General features: G+C 66.4%; 18 protein-coding genes. 10 read left to right on the plus strand and 8 right to left on the minus strand.

The genetic code is table 11. From position 1 onward, the window contains the following. Nucleotides 1–8: 8 nt before the first annotated feature. The 3 genes from U9J23_RS21275 to U9J23_RS21285 form a co-directional block, all read right to left on the minus strand. Nucleotides 9–776: an SDR family NAD(P)-dependent oxidoreductase gene (locus tag U9J23_RS21275; RefSeq protein ID WP_059384039.1), complete on the minus strand. Its 768-nt coding sequence runs from the start codon at nucleotides 774–776 to the stop codon at nucleotides 9–11. Further along, nucleotides 776–1942: an acyl-CoA dehydrogenase family protein gene (locus tag U9J23_RS21280; RefSeq protein WP_085470198.1), complete on the minus strand. Its 1167-nt coding sequence runs from the start codon at nucleotides 1940–1942 to the stop codon at nucleotides 776–778. Before U9J23_RS21280 ends, U9J23_RS21275 begins: the two co-directional genes overlap by 1 nt. A 79-nt stretch (nucleotides 1943–2021) precedes the next feature. After that, on the minus strand, nucleotides 2022–2333 hold the full coding sequence (locus U9J23_RS21285) for a hypothetical protein (protein ID WP_026061767.1): 312 nt from the start codon (nucleotides 2331–2333) through the stop codon (nucleotides 2022–2024). 296 nt (nucleotides 2334–2629) lie between these two features. Here U9J23_RS21285 and U9J23_RS21290 point away from each other — a divergent pair, with 296 nt between their 5' ends. The 9 genes from U9J23_RS21290 to U9J23_RS21330 all read left to right on the plus strand — a co-directional run bounded on the left by U9J23_RS21290 (nucleotide 2630) and on the right by U9J23_RS21330 (nucleotide 10256). Next, nucleotides 2630–3166 carry a carboxymuconolactone decarboxylase family protein gene (locus tag U9J23_RS21290; protein ID WP_229582818.1) on the plus strand — a complete coding sequence of 179 codons (537 nt, stop codon included), beginning with the start codon at nucleotides 2630–2632 and terminating at the stop codon, nucleotides 3164–3166. A 4-nt stretch (nucleotides 3167–3170) separates the two neighbouring features. Further along, the gene (locus tag U9J23_RS21295; protein ID WP_016695494.1) at nucleotides 3171–4439 is read left to right on the plus strand and encodes an aromatic ring-hydroxylating oxygenase subunit alpha; all 1269 of its coding nucleotides are present in this window, start codon (nucleotides 3171–3173) and stop codon (nucleotides 4437–4439) included. Further along, a complete protein-coding gene (locus U9J23_RS21300; RefSeq protein ID WP_059384037.1) occupies nucleotides 4436–4762 on the plus strand; it encodes a hypothetical protein in 327 nt (108 codons plus the stop codon). The genes U9J23_RS21295 and U9J23_RS21300 overlap by 4 nt, the downstream gene beginning before the upstream one ends. A 303-nt stretch (nucleotides 4763–5065) precedes the next feature. Continuing rightward, entirely contained in the window at nucleotides 5066–6358 is a 1293-nt protein-coding gene (locus U9J23_RS21305) for a cytochrome P450 (RefSeq protein ID WP_229582819.1), read from the plus strand. After that, the gene (locus tag U9J23_RS21310) at nucleotides 6355–6543 is read left to right on the plus strand and encodes a ferredoxin (RefSeq protein WP_145690839.1); all 189 of its coding nucleotides are present in this window, start codon (nucleotides 6355–6357) and stop codon (nucleotides 6541–6543) included. The genes U9J23_RS21305 and U9J23_RS21310 overlap by 4 nt, the downstream gene beginning before the upstream one ends. A gap of 177 nt (nucleotides 6544–6720) precedes the next feature. After that, nucleotides 6721–7956 (plus strand): metal-dependent hydrolase family protein, encoded by a 1236-nt coding sequence (locus tag U9J23_RS21315; RefSeq protein ID WP_229582820.1) that lies wholly within the window; start codon nucleotides 6721–6723, stop codon nucleotides 7954–7956. After that, nucleotides 7943–8368, plus strand: a complete 426-nt coding sequence (locus U9J23_RS21320) for a nuclear transport factor 2 family protein (protein ID WP_272269000.1) — start codon at nucleotides 7943–7945, stop codon at nucleotides 8366–8368. The genes U9J23_RS21315 and U9J23_RS21320 overlap by 14 nt, the downstream gene beginning before the upstream one ends. Further along, complete coding sequence (locus U9J23_RS21325) at nucleotides 8365–9453, plus strand: acyl-CoA dehydrogenase family protein (RefSeq protein ID WP_059384032.1); 1089 nt, start codon at nucleotides 8365–8367, stop codon at nucleotides 9451–9453. The genes U9J23_RS21320 and U9J23_RS21325 overlap by 4 nt, the downstream gene beginning before the upstream one ends. Continuing rightward, nucleotides 9450–10256: an acyl-CoA dehydrogenase family protein gene (locus tag U9J23_RS21330; protein ID WP_442802259.1), complete on the plus strand. Its 807-nt coding sequence runs from the start codon at nucleotides 9450–9452 to the stop codon at nucleotides 10254–10256. Before U9J23_RS21325 ends, U9J23_RS21330 begins: the two co-directional genes overlap by 4 nt. Nucleotides 10257–10330: 74 nt before the next feature. Here U9J23_RS21330 and U9J23_RS21335 read toward each other — a convergent pair whose 3' ends face one another. Beyond that, a complete protein-coding gene (locus tag U9J23_RS21335; RefSeq protein ID WP_145707386.1) occupies nucleotides 10331–10765 on the minus strand; it encodes a nuclear transport factor 2 family protein in 435 nt (144 codons plus the stop codon). 86 nt (nucleotides 10766–10851) lie between these two features. Here U9J23_RS21335 and U9J23_RS21340 point away from each other — a divergent pair, with 86 nt between their 5' ends. After that, on the plus strand, nucleotides 10852–11619 hold the full coding sequence (locus U9J23_RS21340; RefSeq protein ID WP_145690831.1) for an SDR family NAD(P)-dependent oxidoreductase: 768 nt from the start codon (nucleotides 10852–10854) through the stop codon (nucleotides 11617–11619). Between the two features lie 275 nt (nucleotides 11620–11894). Here the strand turns inward: U9J23_RS21340 and U9J23_RS21345 are convergent, their stop codons facing one another. From U9J23_RS21345 to U9J23_RS21360, 4 genes are all read right to left on the minus strand, one after another. Continuing rightward, entirely contained in the window at nucleotides 11895–13295 is a 1401-nt protein-coding gene (locus U9J23_RS21345) for an IS1380 family transposase (RefSeq protein WP_326600290.1), read from the minus strand. A gap of 120 nt (nucleotides 13296–13415) precedes the next feature. Further along, complete coding sequence (locus U9J23_RS21350; RefSeq protein ID WP_326600292.1) at nucleotides 13416–14207, minus strand: enoyl-CoA hydratase; 792 nt, start codon at nucleotides 14205–14207, stop codon at nucleotides 13416–13418. Then, complete coding sequence (locus U9J23_RS21355) at nucleotides 14200–15375, minus strand: acyl-CoA dehydrogenase family protein (RefSeq protein WP_326600294.1); 1176 nt, start codon at nucleotides 15373–15375, stop codon at nucleotides 14200–14202. The genes U9J23_RS21350 and U9J23_RS21355 overlap by 8 nt, the downstream gene beginning before the upstream one ends. Continuing rightward, entirely contained in the window at nucleotides 15359–16357 is a 999-nt protein-coding gene (locus tag U9J23_RS21360) for an acyl-CoA dehydrogenase family protein (protein WP_145707384.1), read from the minus strand. Before U9J23_RS21360 ends, U9J23_RS21355 begins: the two co-directional genes overlap by 17 nt. Nucleotides 16358–16401 lie beyond the last annotated feature (44 nt).

The following is a 16401-nucleotide window of genomic DNA, read 5'->3' on the forward strand; positions in this document are numbered from 1 at the left end:
CCCGGTCATCACATCACCATGCCGCCGTCGACCGGCAGGACCTGCCCGGTGACGAACGATGCTGCGTCGGTGGCGAGGAAGACGAACGCTCCGGCGACCTCCTCCGGGGATGCCCAGCGGCGCAGCGGAATACGGTTGAGCATGTTCGCGGCGAACTTCTCGTTGGTGCGGATCGTCTCCGTCATGGGAGTCGCGGCGAGCGGGGCCAGCGCGTTGACGAGGATGTTCTTGCGGGCCAGCTCGCGGGCGAGCGACTTGGTGATGCCGATGATCCCCGCCTTGGCCGCGGAGTAGTTCACCTGTCCGAGAGTGCCTGTGATGCCCGCCGAGGAGGTCACGTTGATGATGCGCCCTTTGCCGTCGGTGGCGAGGAAGGGCAGCGCCGCCTGCGAGCAGTTGAAGGCACCGAGCACGTGGATGTCGTGGATGCGCTGGAACGAGTCGACGGTGGTGTCGGCGAACATCGCCGGGTCGGTGACACCGGCATTGTTGACGAGGATGTGGAGCACCCCCTCGGTCAGGCCGGCGGCACGCGCCATCGCGGCGTCGGCCGCCTCCCGGTCGCGGACGTCGAGCGCGGCGCTGTCGGCCTTACCGCCGTTCACCGAGATCCGTTCGGCGACAGCCGCTGCAGCGTCGCCGTTCACATCGGTGACGAGCACGGCCGCACCGGCAGCTGCGAGGGCTTCCGCGACGGCCGAGCCGATACCGCCGGCCGCGCCGGTCACCACGGCCGACCGCCCGGTGAGATCGAAGAGAGAGTTGTTCACGGCCATCAGTAGCTCCTCGGCAGTCCCAGAGTGTGTGAGCTCAGGAAATTCAGGATCATCTCCTGGCTGATCGGTGCAATGCGCATGACGCGCGCTTCGCGGAAGTACCGCGAGACGTTGTACTCCTCCGAGTAGCCCATGCCGCCGTGCGTCTGCAGCGCACGGTCGGCAGCGGTGAATCCCGCATCGGCACAGAGGTATTTGGCGGTGTTGGCTTCCCGTCCGCACGGTTTGCCGTTGTCGTAGAGCCAGGTCGCCTTGCGCAGGACGAGTTCGGCGGCATCGAGGTGGGCGAGCGAATCGGCAAGGGGGAACTGGATCCCCTGGTTCATGCCGATCGGGCGGCCGAAGACCTCGCGTTCGTTGCCGTACCTGACGGCCTTGTCGAGTGCCACGCGGCCGATGCCGAGGGCCTCGGCGGCGATGAGCATGCGTTCGGGGTTGAGGCCGTCGAGCAGGTACTCGAAACCCTTTCCCTCCTCACCGACGCGGTCCTCCACCGGCACCCGCAGGTCGTCGATGAACAGCTCGTTCGACGTGACGGCGTTGCGCCCCATCTTGCGGATGGGCCGGATGTCGACGCGGCTGCGGTCGAGATCGGTGAGGAACAACGTCATGCCGTCGGTCTTCTTCTGCACCTCGTCGTACCGCTGGGTGCGGGTCAGCAGCAGGATCTTCTCGGATTCCTGTGCCTTCGAGATCCACACCTTGCGGCCGTTGACGACGTAGTGGTCGCCGTCCCGCCGGGCGAAGGTCGTGATCCGCGAGGTGTCGAGGCCTGCGCCGGGTTCGGTGACACCGAAGCAGACGTGCAGGTCGCCGCTGACGATGCGGGGCAGGGTGCGGGCCTTGAGCTCGTCGGAACCGTGTTTGACGACCGGCTGCATGCCGAAGATGTTGAGGTGGATCGAGCTTGCGGCGTTCATGCCGCCGCCCGAACGCGCGACCTCCTCGAGCAACAGGGTGGCCTCGGTGATGCCGTATCCGTGCCCGCCGTACTCCTCGGGCATGGTGATACCGAGCCAGCCGCCGTCGGCCATGGCCTTGTAGAACTCCGAGGGGAACTCGTGGGCGAGGTCCTTCTCCATCCAGTACTGGTCGTCGAACCTCTTCGTCAGTTCGGCCACCGACTTGCGGATGAGCTCCTGATCCTCGCTGAGTTCGAAACTCATTCCGCTCATCGTCGGCACCTCCGGCCCTGCGGGTGGGGCTGCACGTCGTCGAGGCTCATGGTGGTCCCTTTCGTGTCGGTCAGTCGGAGGCGGGAAGCGGCTTCGCGGCCTTGAGAGTCATGGGGATACCGCCGTAGCCGAGTTCCCCGGGTCCCGAGGAGGTGCACAGCACCTCGACCGTGTCGTCCGCATCGACGTAGCGCTTGCCGAGGACGGTGACGGCGTCGCCGGCCGACGGTTCGGGCCGGCCCGCAGGAGCCGGAATCATCGGGGCGCCACCGCATGTGAGTTCCTGTGCGTTCTCCGCAGGGGCGCGGACGACGACGACCCTCGTGGAACCTTCTGCGGCGGCGAGCTGCACTCCTGGACGAAGTGGTGCGGGTGTGGTCACGACGTACCTCTCTTTCGATCGCTCGACGGGCGAGCGCGACCCCGGGTGGCTCGTGCGATGAAAACTATCCTCTCTTTTCAGGAGAATCAACCTTCGCGAGACGTCGCTCATGCGCGCACGAGACACGTCGAACCCCTACCTCCACGGGAGGCATGGAGCGGCAACTACTTCGTGCACGCGCCCTCCATTAGCGAAAACAGGACATTTCTCCCGGAACGTTGACTATCCGGCGTCGGCATGGAAATCTATCGATCAGAAATGAGAATGCAATTCTCTCGAACAGGGAGGAGGTTGATGTGGCACTGCTATCCCCGCTGCCGGCGGAACTCTGGGACGAGGACGTCGACGCAGCACTGAAAGGTCTGATGCCCCGGCACATGAGAAACCCGGAGCAGGCCGGCACCGCGATGGCGACGCTCGTCCACCATCCGGAGTTGACCAAGGCCTTTCTCGGCTTCAGCGTGCATCTTCTGTTCCGATCCACACTCCCGGCCAGGTTGCGCGAACTCGTGATCCTGCGGGTGGCCGCGCTGCACGACTGCTCGTACGAGCGTGAGCATCACATCGAGATCGCGGGTACCGAAGCCGGCCTCACGCCGGACGAGATCGCCGCGGCCGTCGACGGGTCGGCCGAGGATCGGTTCGAACAGCGCCTGCTCGACTCCGTTCGGGAGTTGACCGAGACCTCGCGCCTGTCCGAGGAGACCTGGACAGCGCTCTCGGAGCATCTCACCACCAAGCAACTGATGGACCTCATCTTCACCGTGGGTGGCTACAGCCTGATGGCCATGGCCTACAACACCTTCGGTATCGAGTTCGAAGACGAAAGGTAGAACCTTGCCCCACTTCACCAAGCCGGCCGAGGGAAGCTGGACCGAGCACTATCCCGAACTCGGCACCGCACCCGTCGACTACACCGACTCCATCGACCCCGCCTTCTTCGAGGCGGAGCGCGAAGCCATCTTCAAGCGCACCTGGCTCTACATGGGTCGCGTCGAGCAGCTGCCCCGCGTCGGCAGCTACTTCACCAAGGAGATCCCCTCGGCCGGGCCCGGCACGTCGCTGGTCATCGTCAAGGGCAACGACGGCGTCATCCGCGCGTTCCACAACGTCTGCCGCCACCGCGGAAACAAGTTGGTGTGGAACGACTTCCCCAATGAGGAGACCGCCGGTAGCTGCAAGCAGTTCACCTGCAAGTACCACGCCTGGCGCTACAGCCTCGAGGGCGATCTGACCTTCGTGCAGCAGGAGGGCGAGTTCTTCGATCTCGACAAGAAGGACTTCGGACTCAAGGCGGTCCGCTGCGAGACGTGGGAAGGGTTCATCTACATCAACCTCGACGACGATGCGGCACCGCTCGTCGACTACCTCGGCGACTTCGCCAAGGGCCTCGAGGGCTACCCCTTCGACAAGATGACCGAGGTCTACAGCTACCGCTCGGAGATCAACGCGAACTGGAAGCTGTTCATCGACGCGTTCGCCGAGTTCTACCACGCACCGATCCTGCACATGAAGCAGGCGGTCAAGGACGAGGCCGAGAAGCTCGCCGGCTACGGCTACGAGGCACTGCACTACGACATCAAGTCGCCGCACTCGATGATCTCCTCGTGGGGCGGCATGGCCCCGCCCAAGGACCTCAACATGGTCAAGCCCATCGAGCGCGTCCTGCGTTCGGGTCTGTTCGGTCCGTGGGACGTCCCGGACATCGAGGGCCTGGCCGAGGATCAGCTGCCGCCCGCGGTCAACCCCACCAAGTTCCACAGCTGGGGCCAGGACAGCTTCGAGTTCTTCCCGAACATGACGCTGCTCATCTGGAAGCCGGGCTGGTACCTCACCTACACCTACTGGCCCACCGCCGTCGACAAGCACATCTTCGAGACGAGCCTATACTTCGTCCCGCCGAAGAACGCTCGCGACCGCCTCGCGCAGGAACTCGCCGCGGTGACCTTCAAGGAGTACGCGCTCCAGGACGCGAACACCCTCGAAGCGACCCAGACCATGATCGGCACCCGCGCAGTGACCGATTTCCCGCTCAACGACCAGGAAATCCTCCTGCGCCACCTCCACAAGACCGTCGCCGATTACGTCAAGGAGTACCAGAAGTGACGACTCTGCCCACCGAATTCGCCGACCTCGAACCGTATGCCGACTGGGCTCTGGCCACCGAGCCCGAGCGCTACGCCAAGCGGCTGGCGTCGAGCATGCCCGAGATGCAGCAGTTCTACGACGCCGCCTTCGGCCGGCTCGAGGACGCCATCACCTACCTCGACAAGTTCGATCTGGACGACCTCGACGACGATGCCCGCGCGCTCATGCACCTGATGCAGTCGCTCGTGATGGTCTCGTTCCCCGTCGAGGTCTGGAAGCAGCCCCGCGTGCCGGACAGCGGCGCCGCCTGGGTCACCATCACCAAGGAACCGGTGGTGTGATGCCACCCGTCGGGACACTCCGGCGATGAGCACACCTCGCGCCCGTACCCGAACCCTCCGGGGTTCGAGTACGGGCGCGTTGTCGTTTCTTCGGTTCCACGCCGTCCATATTTCAAGATCGAACACAGTTGGTCGATCGTCGTCACATGATCGATCACAAGTCCGATATGCACGAAAGATCCCCTCGCGCCGGACTTTCCGACCCATGGTTGGATGTGCGGGCGAGAAACGGCTTCGAGCGCGGGACGGCCGCGGGACGAGGCCGGACTCCGCAACAGCCCACCGCCTGCCCCGGGAGGAACCATGACCGACATCGAGACGAAGAACTTCTTCACCGATCCGGATCTCGTCGAGGACCCGTACCCCTATTACGACGCCCTGCGCGAGGGATGCCCGGTCAGGCGCGAACCCCACCACAACGTCATGATGGTCACCGGCTACGAGGAGGCGATCCAGGTCCTCAGCGACGAACAGACCTTCTCGTCGTGCATCTCGGTGACCGGTCCGTTCTCCGGCCTTCCGGCCTGCCCCGAGAGCGACGACATCACCGACTTCATCGAGGAGCACCGCCCCTCGCTGCCGATGAACGACCAGCTCCCCACCATGGATCCCCCGCAGCACACCGACCATCGCGGCCTGCTGATGCGGCTCATCACTCCCAAGCGCCTCAAGGAGAACGAGGCCTTCATCGAGCGCATCGCCGATCGCCTCCTCGACGACCTGCTCGCCCGGGGCGAGGGCGACTACATCACCGGCTTCGCCGCGCCGTTCGCGATGCTCGTCATCGCCGACCTGCTGGGCGTGCCGGAGAGCGACCACCAGGAGTTCATCGAAGGCCTGAACATCCAGGTGGAGAAGGGGTTCTCGCTCGGCAGCACCGAAGGCGAAGCACTGAAGCTCAACCCCCTCGAGTTCCTCTACAAGAAGTTCGGCCAGTACATCGAGGACCGCCGCGCGAACCCCACCGACGACGTGCTGACGGGCCTCGCCACCGCGACCTTCCCCGACGGCACCCTGCCGCCCGTCGACGACGTCCTGCGCATCGCCGCGAACGTGTTCTCCGCCGGCCAGGAGACCACCGTGCGTCTGCTGAGCTCTGCGCTGCGGATCATCGCCGAGCAGCCCGAACTCCAGAAGACCCTGCGCAGCGAGCCCGACCGCATCCCGAACTTCATCGAGGAGACGCTGCGTTTCGAGAGCCCCATCAAGGGCGACTTCCGGCTCGCGAAGACCCCCACCACCATCGGCGGGGTCGACGTCTCGGCCGGCACCATCATGATGCTGGTCAACGGTGCCGCCAACCGCGACCCGCGTCAGTTCTCCGATCCGAACGACTTCGACATCGACCGCCGCAACGCCCGCACCCACATCGCGTTCGGTCGTGGCGTGCACTCGTGCCCCGGCGCCCCGCTCGCCCGCACCGAGGGGCGCGTGGGCATCCAACGTCTGCTCGAGCGCACCAGCGAGATCCGGATCTCCGAGAAGGTGCACGGCCCCGAGGACGACCGGAAGTTCGGCTACCTGCCGACCTTCATCCTGCGCGGCCTGCTCGCCCTGCACCTCGAGTACGCGCCGGTGGAAGGTGAGTCGAAGTGAAGGTCTTCGTCGACGACGACGCCTGCCGCGGACACGGTGTCTGCCTCGCCGCCTGCCCGGAGGTCTTCGACCTGAGCGACGGCGGGTACGCCATCACGCTCGTGTCCGAGGTCCCGGCCGAGCACGAGGAATCCGTGCGGGAGGCCGCAGCGGGTTGCCCCGAAAGGGCGATCCGGCTCGACTGAGCCCAGATCGAAGCTGTACATCGGCGTCGGTCCGGACCGAAAGGTCCGGGCCGACGCCCTTTTTCGTTTCACTCACCGAGGGTCGATTGACGCCGTCCGGGGTTGTGTGAAAACCTCGTAATCAAGATAGAGAGTGACATTCTCATGATGTGTCGCTCTCCGATGAAAGGACGAGCGATGCTGACCCTGAAGGCAGCCGGACTGCTCGACGTCGACACGGGCGAGATCGTCCGTCCGGGAATCATCCACGTCGACGGCGACCGCATCGTCGGAGTCGGTGAAACCTACAGTGATAATTCGGGCGACACGCCCGAGGGTGACGTCATCGACCTCGGCGACCTGATCCTCATGCCCGGCCTGATGGACATGGAGGTCAACCTCCTCATGGGCGGACGCGGCGAGAAGCCCGTCTACTCGACGGTCCAGGACGACCCGCCCCTGCGCATGCTGCGTGCCGTCGGCAACGCCCGCCGCACCCTGCGCGCCGGATTCACCACCGTCCGCAATCTCGGACTGTTCGTCAAGACCGGCGGATACCTGCTCGACGTGGCCCTCGGGACGGCCATCGACAAGGGTTGGGTGGACGGCCCGCGCGTCGTCCCCGCCGGCCACGCCATCACCCCCACCGGCGGCCACCTCGACCCCACGATGTTCGCGGCGTTCGCACCCGGCGTCCTCGACCTGACGATCGAGGAGGGCATCGCCAACGGCGTCGACGAGGTCCGCAAGGCGGTGCGCTACCAGATCAAGCACGGCGCCCAGCTCATCAAGGTGTGCGTCTCGGGCGGTGTCATGTCGATGACCGGATCCGCAGGTGCCCAGCACTATTCGGATGAAGAGCTGCGGGCGATCGTCGACGAGGCCCACCGCCGCGGCATGAAGGTCGCCTCGCACACGCACGGCGCCGAAGCAGTGCGACACGCGATCGAAGCCGGAATCGACTGCATCGAGCACGGATTCCTCATCGACGACGACACCATCGACCTCATGGTCGAGCGCGGAACATGGCTCGTGCCCACCACCCGCCTCGCCGATGCGATGGACACCTCCCACGCGCCGCCGGAGCTGCAGGCCAAGGCCGCCGAGATGTTCCCCAAGGCACGCACCTCGGTGCTCGCCGCATACAAGGCCGGCGTGAAGATCGCCGTCGGCACCGACGCGCCGGCCATCCCCCACGGCAAGAACGCCGACGAGATCGTCGCCCTCGTCGATCGCGGGATCCCTCCCCTCGCGGTGATCCAGGCCGCCACGATCAATGCGGCAGAGCTCATCGGCGTCGACGACCGCGGTCGCCTCGCCGAAGGTCTGCTCGCCGACATCATCGCCGTCCCCGGCGATCCCACCGAAGACATCACCGTCACCCAGAACGTGCGGTTCGTGATGAAAGGCGGAAAGGTCTATGTCCACAACTGACCGTTCACTCACCGACGACCTCGTCGAGATCAACCAGCTGCTCGCCCGCTACGCGGTGAACATGACGAAGAACGACGTCGAAGGCGTCGTGGCGGTGTTCACCCCCGACGGCACCTACAGCGCCTTCGGCGACGCATTCCCCCTCGATCGGTTCCCCGAGCTCGTCGCGGCCGCACCGAAGGGCCTGTTCATGACGGGCACGGCCCTCATCGAGATCGACGGCGACACCGCGACCGGCACCCAGCCGCTGTGCTTCGTCGAGCATTCCACGCACGACATGCGCATCGGCTACTACAACGACACCTACGTCCGCACGGCCGAGGGCTGGCGTCTGCGCACCCGCGCGATGACCTTCATCCGCCGCAGCGGAACCCACGACTCCGGCATCCCCCACGCCTTCGAACCGGCATGAACGTCACCGAGTTCAGGACCGCCGTCCGCACCTGGCTCGACGAGAACGATCTGACCCCCGGACCGGATCACTCGTTCGACGCACAGGTCGAACAACTCGCCCGCGTGCGGCGGGACCTCTACGACGCGGGCTGGATGCGCTACGGCTGGCCCGAGGAGGTCGGCGGACTCGGCGGCGAGGCCGTCCTGCGTGCCGTGCTCGGCGAGGAGGTCGCGACCCGCGACCTCGCCGAGCCGGGCATCTACTCGATGATCGAGGTGCTCGCGCCCACCATGATCTCCTACGCGCGACCCGAACTCGCCGCGGAGATGGTGCCGAAACTGCTCCGCGGCGAGGAACAGTGGTGCCAGGGCTTCTCGGAACCCGGCTCGGGCAGCGACCTCGCGTCGCTGTCCACCCGGGCCGAGCAACGCGGCGACGAGTGGGTGATCAACGGGCAGAAGGTCTGGACGTCGCTCGCCCAGTTCGCCTCCCGCTGCGTGCTGCTCACCCGTACCGCGCCGGGGCACAAGGGCATCACCGCCTTCTTCGTCGACATGGACACCCCGGGCATCACCGTCCGGCCGCTGCGCACGATGCACGGCGTCGACGAGTTCGCCGAGGTGTACTTCGACGACGTCGTCGTGCCGGCCGACCGCATGCTGGGCAATCCCGGCGACGGCTGGAAGCTCGCGATGGATCTGCTGCCGCACGAACGGTCGACATGCTTCTGGCACCGCATCGCCTACCTGTTCACCCGGTTGGATCGCCTTGTGGACGAAACCGATTCGACGGCGGACGACGAACTCGGCGCGGCCTACCTCGCGCTGCACACCGTGCGGTGCCGGTCGCTCGCCACCCAGCAGCGACTCGCGTCGGGCGCCTCGCTCGGCCCCGAGACCTCCGTCGACAAGATCCTCCTCGCGACCGCCGAACAACAGTTGTTCGACACCGCACGGGATCTGCTTCCCGGCGTGCTCGAACTGTCCGACACCGAATGGCGGACCGAATTCCTGTATTCCCGTGCGGCGACGATCTACGGCGGCACCGCCGAGATCCAACGCAACATCGTCGCGCGTCGACTTCTCGATCTGGGGGCCGAGTGACGACCTACAGCACTGCACCGGCGCCGGATTCGGGCCTCGGCCTGCTCGAGGACGCACTGCGCAAGACCATGGAGAGCACGACCGGTGCCGCACTCGACGCGGCCCTGGTCGAACTGGGCTGGCACGACATGCTCACCGAGATGCCCGGCGCCACGATCCCCATGGTGTTCCGCCTGCTCGGCGAGACCGGCGCGCACGCCCCGGTGATCAACGACGTTGTGCTCGTCGACGCGGGTCGTGAGGCCGGTGGGGTCGTACCCCTCCCCTACACCGGCGGACAGTGGATCGAGTGGGCACGCGAGGACCGGGACACCACCGCACTCGACGCGGAACTGCCGATCGCGACGGTCGGATCCGGTGATCCGGTGCCGGTCGCAGCGGCACGTCGTGCGCTCGGCTGGTGGCTGGTCGGAACGAGCCGGGCGATGCTCGCCCTGGCCCGCACCCACGCTCTCGACCGCACCCAGTTCGGCAAACCGATCGCCGGCTTCCAGGCGGTGCGGCACCGGCTCGCGGAGACGTACGTGGCCGTCGAGGGCGCGGAGGCCACCCTGCGTGCCGCCACCGACGAACTCGGTTCCCTGCTGGCGAAGGCTGCCGCCGGTCGTGCGGCGATCATCGCGGCACGGCACTGCCAGCAGGTCCTCGGCGGCATCGGCTTCACCGCCGAGCACGATCTGCACCGGCACATCAAGCGGGCACTGGTGCTCGACGGCCTGCTCGGCAGCTCACGCGAGCTGACCCGCGAGGCCGGTGCCCTCATCCGCGCGGAGGGTTCGGCGCCGCGCCTGGTGCACCTCTGACCGTCCGCATGCGACGAAAGGCGTGGACACCCTGGAGTACGGGATGTCCACGCCTTTCGTCTACGGACGCGTCGCTACATGTTCTTCGACGGATCGGGATGGTTCGAGAACCACAGGCTCTCCTCGGTGAGCCGGCAACTCTTCCATCCGTCTTCCGTGCGCACGACCTCATGGTGGTAGTTGCCCCCGCAATAGGTCAGGCCGTCGACGCCGGGGAGTTGCATGGGGTTGTAGAACATCGCCCGCACCGTCGCCCGGTCGCCGTCGAGGTCGACCTCGACGTTGGTGACGAAGTGCTGCGACATCGGCAGGTACGACAACGCCTTCTGCAGCTGCGCGAGCACTTCGTCCCTCGGTCCGGGCCGGTATCCCACGGAGCTGTAGTCGAGATGGGCATCCTCGGTGAAGACCGATTCCATCTTCTTCCAGTCCTTGGTGTCCACCGCCGTCGCATAGCGGTAGACGAGTTCGGTGATGGCGTACTTGTCGCACAGCTCGTCGGGCGTCATGAGGCTCCTTCGACTTCGTCCGGAATTTCATTCTTTCAGAAGAGAACCCTCTTTCCAAGACCCTTGTTCTGAGGCATGATCCGTATATGGGACAACTTGACTCTCTTCACGATCTGAGCGGGAAAACCGCTGTCGTCACAGGTGGTTCACGCGGCATCGGCCGCGCCATCGCCCAGATCCTCGCCGAACACGGCGCCGACGTCGTCGTCGCCTCCCGCAAACTCGACGCGTGCGAACTCGCCGCGAAGGAGATCGAGGCATCGACCGGCAGCAAGGTGCTGCCCGTCGCTTGCCATGTCGGACAGTGGGACGACTGCAATGCGCTCGTCGACACGACCCTCGACCATTTCGGGCGCCTCGACATCCTCGTCAACAACGCCGGAATGTCGCCGCTCTACCAGGATCTCGAATCCATCACCGAAGAGCTGTACGACAAGACCTTCGGCGTGAACCTCAAGGGACCGTTCCGGCTCGCGGTCCGCGCCGGTACGTACATGGCGGAGCACGACGGCGGGTCGATCGTCAACATCGGCACCGCCGGGTCGCTCACGGCGAGTGTGCGCGAACTCCCCTACGCGTGCGCGAAGGCCGGCCTGAACGCCCTCACGGTGGGCCTGGCGGAGGCCTACGCACCGAAAGTGCGTGTCAATTCGATTCTTCCGGGTCCTTTCCGCACCGACCTCTCGAAGGCCTGGGCTCCGCCGGAAGGCGAGGAGGCATCCTTCGTGCCGTTGCGTCGCATGGGCCGGCCGGAGGAGGTCGCGCCGCTCGCACTCCATCTGGCCAGCGACGCGTCGAGTTTCACCACCGGTGCGATCATCCGCGTCGACGGTGGTGTCACCCGTAAGGTCTGAGACATACGTGTGGGGCCGGCTCCGGGATTCGGAGGCGGCCCCACACGTTTCCGCGTTGTCCATCGGCTACCGGAATCACCATGCGCTACAACAATTGTCGCGGCGGATAACGAGAACGGTAGCGAATGCCCCGTGCGCTAGCCTCAAGATTTCGTCTCGTCGGAATCACTTCGGATTGATCAGGTGGTTTCCGCGTTCGTGGGGCAGGCGTGCGGGATCGCCGGCGCTGTGATCGCCGGTCCTCCGTGGCTGGTCGTCGGGTCTGATGTGTCTGGTTAGGCGGCGCGCAGGGCGGTCCAGGCGGTGTCGATGAGCTGGTTGTGGGGCCATCCTCTCGGGAGCCGCAGCAACCACCTTCGACCGGTGTGGACGATGCGTCCGGCGACGGCAAGGATCCGTAGGCGTAGCCGTTTGGGTTCCCACCTGCGAACCTGCGCACGCTCGTCCCAGGCGAGGGTTTGGGTCCAGGCGAGTAGTTCGGCTGCGAGGGAGACGATTTCGAGCCAGATCTGGTTCTGGGCGAAGCCGTGGAACGGCAAGTTCCGCATCCCGGTGTCCTTGAGTGCGCGGATGCGGTCTTCGGCGCGGGCGCGTTGCCGGTGCCGGACCTCGAGGACCGGCAGGGTCCATCCGGGGCCGCGGGTGTTGGTCGCGAAGCAGGTGATCCGCCATCCGTCCGCGTCGGTCAACCGCAGTTGGGCGCCGGGATGGGGGCGTTCGCGGCGGACGATGACCCGCATCCCGTCGGGCCAGTCCTGCGGTCCGGGTCGGGTGGCTCGGGTCGGTTCCGGCATCCACGCGGTCAACTCGGCGACCTGGGCACCGTCGCGGGATTCACCGTCGCTGTCGATCGCGGCCCGCCACGCCCGAACAGGAATTGCCTCGATCGCAGCTTTGACGGTGTCGTGGGCGGGGAACCCGATCGAATACTCCAGGCCCGCGTCGGTGATGTGATGCAGGAACGCCTTCGAGCACCCACCGGAGTCCGTGCGGACCAGCACCTGGCCCCGCTCCGCTGCCGGGAGCTGAGCGAGCGCGTGATCGAGCGCGGTGATGTGATCCTGCTTGTCGAACGGGGACGCCTTGCCCGAACGTAGTTCCAGGACCAGCGGTTCCCCGGTTCCGTCCTCACCGTGGTCGACGAACACACACATCGGTGCGAACCCGAAGGTCCGCTTGTAGGTTGGCTCCGCGAGTTCCTTGTCCGAGTGCGCGGTCACCAATGTCGAGTCCAGGTCGACGATCACCTGGCCACCGTCACGACTGCCCGATCTGCCGGCCAACGGTCGTCGGCGCGTCCACACCGCAGCTCGCGCCTGGGCACGGGCCTGCCGGATCGCGGGCAGCACGTTCTCGACATCACCGGCGAGTGTGGTGACCAATCGGGACACCGTCGGATCCGAGGCGACCGGTCCGAACAGGGCCGGTTGGGCCCGCACCACGGCCAAGTCCGCGGCGCAGTCACCGCCGAGCGCGACCGCTGTGGCCAGGTCGATGAGTACTTTGCCGGGATCGTGGATCGATCGCGGCGACCGCCACGGCGTCAACACCTGCGATAGGGCCCGCCCCAGGGTCGAGACCCGGATTGTCTCGCGAAGCAGCAGTGCCCCGGACGACGAGATCAGCGACTCGCGGCCGCGATCGAGAACCAGCGGTGGGTAGAGGTTAGGCTTCACCTGCGGAGTGCCTCTCTCGATGACGGATCTTGACCTTCGACAAGCCAAGAATCCACCACCGGACAGGCACTTCCGCGCTTTACACGCCGTACTCACCCCGCGGAAAACGAAACCGCGAGGCTAGCGGATGTTGTCCTTCATCTCGTCGAGATTCATCAGGACCGGCCATCCGCTGTCGCTGAGGGCGTTGCCGTGGCCCGTCTGGTGGATGTCGAAGACCGACTGGATCGCGGCGTAGAAACCCTGCACGTCGAGGGTCTGGTTGACGGCCCGCTTGGCCTGCCGCAGGCCGAAGGGATGCATCTTCGCGATCTGCTCTGCGAGCGTGCGTACTTCGGTGTCGAGATCGGCGCGGGGCACGACGCGGTTCACCATGCCCGTCTGCTCCGCCTCCTCCGCGGTGACCGGTCGGCCGGTGAAGAGGATCTCCTTGGCCTTGCGCGGGCCGAGCTCCCATGTGTGGCCGTGATATTCGACGCCGCCGATACCCATGAGGACCACGGGATCGGAGAACGACGCGTCGTCGGCCGCGACGATGAGATCGCACGGCCAGCACAACAGGAGGCCACCGGAGATGCACCGACCCTGCACTGCGGCGATGGACGGCTTCGGGATGTTGCGCCACCTCAGCGAGTACTCGAGATAACGCCGGGACTCGTTGCGATAGATCATCTCGAGGGTGATCTTGTCGGGGACCGGTTCCCCGCTGCGGAGATCGTGCCCGGCCGAGAAGTGCTTACCCTCGGCGCGGAGCACGATCACGGAGACCTCGGGATCGTCGCCGGCGCGGGTCCAGGCGGAGTCCAGTTCGTCCAGGAGGGCGCCGTTCTGCGCGTTGGCGACCTCCGGCCGGTTCAGCGTGATGGTCGCGATCCGGTCGGAGGTCTCGTACCCGATGTACTTGTCAGCCACGGGGCAGGCCAAGGACGCGTTCGGCGATGATGTTGCGCTGGATCTCCGACGTGCCACCCGCGATGGTGCCGGCGAAGCTCCGCACGAACCTCTCGAACCAGCTCGACGAGAAGTTGTCGAGATTCCACGGCACGTATGCCGACGTCGTCGCCGGATGGACGAGACCGTCCGGGCCCGCCGCGTCGAGGGCGTGTTCGGCGGCGGTCTGGACTGCCTCGGAGCCGAGGAGCTTGAGCACCGACAGGGCAGGAACGTCCTGCGCTCCGCGGGATTCGCGGACGAGGGCAGCCGAGCCGAGCAGCTTCAGTGCCTGGTGGTCCATCACGAGTGTGGCGTAGCGGTCGCGGTCGAGCACCGTGCGGGGGTGGAAGTCCTCGACGAGGTCCTGCAGCCGGTCGGCGAAACTGAGCCACAGCAGGGTGCGTTCGTGCCCGAGCGATCCGTTCGCGACCGACCAGCCGCCGTTCAACTCACCGATGAGGTTCTCGGTGGGCACGTGCACGTCGGTGAAGAACACCTCGTTGAAGTCGCGGTCGTCGCCGTCGGCGACCGACGGGAACGGCCTGCGGACGACGCCGGGCAGATCGGTGGGGATGAGCAGGACGCTGATCCCCTTGTGCTTCGGAGCATCCGGGTCGGTACGGACGAAGGTCAGCAGCACGTCGGCGTCGTGGGCACCGGAGGTCCACACCTTCTGGCCGTTGACGACGAAGTGGTCGCCGTCGCGCACCGCCCGGGTGCGCAGGGAAGCGAGGTCGGAACCCGCGCCGGGCTCGCTCATTCCGAGGGCCGCGGTGATCTCCGCTCGGAGGATGGGCACCGCCCAGCGTTGCTTCTGTTCGTCCGTGCCGAACGACAGCAGCGAGGCCGCGATGATGCCGAGCCCCTGCGGGTTGAAGCTGTGGTAGATCCGCCGCTTCGACAGTTCCTCGAGGTGGACGTACTGCTGCAGGATCGTCGCGTTGCGGCCGCCGAACTCGGGTGGGTTGCCGGGCAGTAGCCAACCGTGGTCGAACTGGACCCGCTGCCAGCGGCGTGCCCATTCGGGGACGTCGGCGCTCGACCGGGCGCGGACTGTGGCCTCGGACGGATCGGGCAGGTGCTCGTCGAGGAAGGCCACGAACTCGGTGCGGAACTCCTCGACGTCGGAATCAAACGAGAGTTGCACGGTACTCCTCGGCGATCAGTGCGCGGTGCTCCGCGGCGGATCCGAGCATGTGCTCCCCCGCCCGGGCACGCTTGAGCGCGAACTGCAGGTCGTTCTCCCAGGTGAAGCCCATGGCACCGAACAACTGCAGACCGCTGCGGAAGACCGTCGACTGGCATTCTCCCGCAGCAGCTTTGGCCATGGAGGCGGCGAGACGACGACGCGGGTCGTCCTCCGCGATCGTCAGTGCCGCGAAATACGCGAGGGCGCGGGCACGTTCGACGGCGACGTGCATGTCGGCGGCGCGATGCTTGACGGCCTGGAACGACCCGATCGGCACACCGAACTGCTGGCGGTTGCGCACGTGGTCGAGCGCGAGATCCAGGATGCGGCGACAGGCACCGACCATGGTGACGGCGAGTCCCGCGAGGGCGACGTGCCGTGCCTTCTCCACGTCGACGTCGGTGTCCGGGTCCGCCTCGACCCGCACGTCGTCGAAGACGATGTCGGCCAGGTGCAGGACCGGATCGAAGGCGGAGGTACGGCGGGCCGACACCTGATCGGCCCGAACGGTGAACACACCTGCCTCGGTGACGACGGCGATGTCGTCGGCACGGTCGCCGTCGAGCACGCGGTGCGCGGTGCCGCGGAGCAGCCAGCCGTCCGCGTCGCGTACGGCGGAGACACCTTCGTAGACGGCGGCGCCCGCACGGTCCGGCTGCGTCCGGCCGGCGACGAGCGGGGCGAACTGGGTGGTGGTGGCCAGGAAGGGGGTGGGGTCGGTTGCCCGGCCGAGTTCCTCCAGGACGATCGCGAGCTCCACTGCGGCCTCGGACTCGACCAGTTCCGTCCATCCCAGGCCCACATAGGTCTTCCACAACGGGGCCGGATCGGCGCCGTTGTCGACGACGGTGCGGACGAGTGTCGACGGGCATTCCTTCGCCGTCACTTCCCGGACGGTCTTCTGCCACAACTGCTGATCGGAGTCGAACTCGAAAAGCATTCCGACTTGCCTCCTTCCTGGCGCTGAGCCTGGTATCGCGATGA

Origin of the sequence: Rhodococcus sp. PD04 (assembly GCF_035918275.1) — a bacterium.
GTDB classification, from domain to species: domain Bacteria; phylum Actinomycetota; class Actinomycetes; order Mycobacteriales; family Mycobacteriaceae; genus Rhodococcus; species Rhodococcus rhodochrous.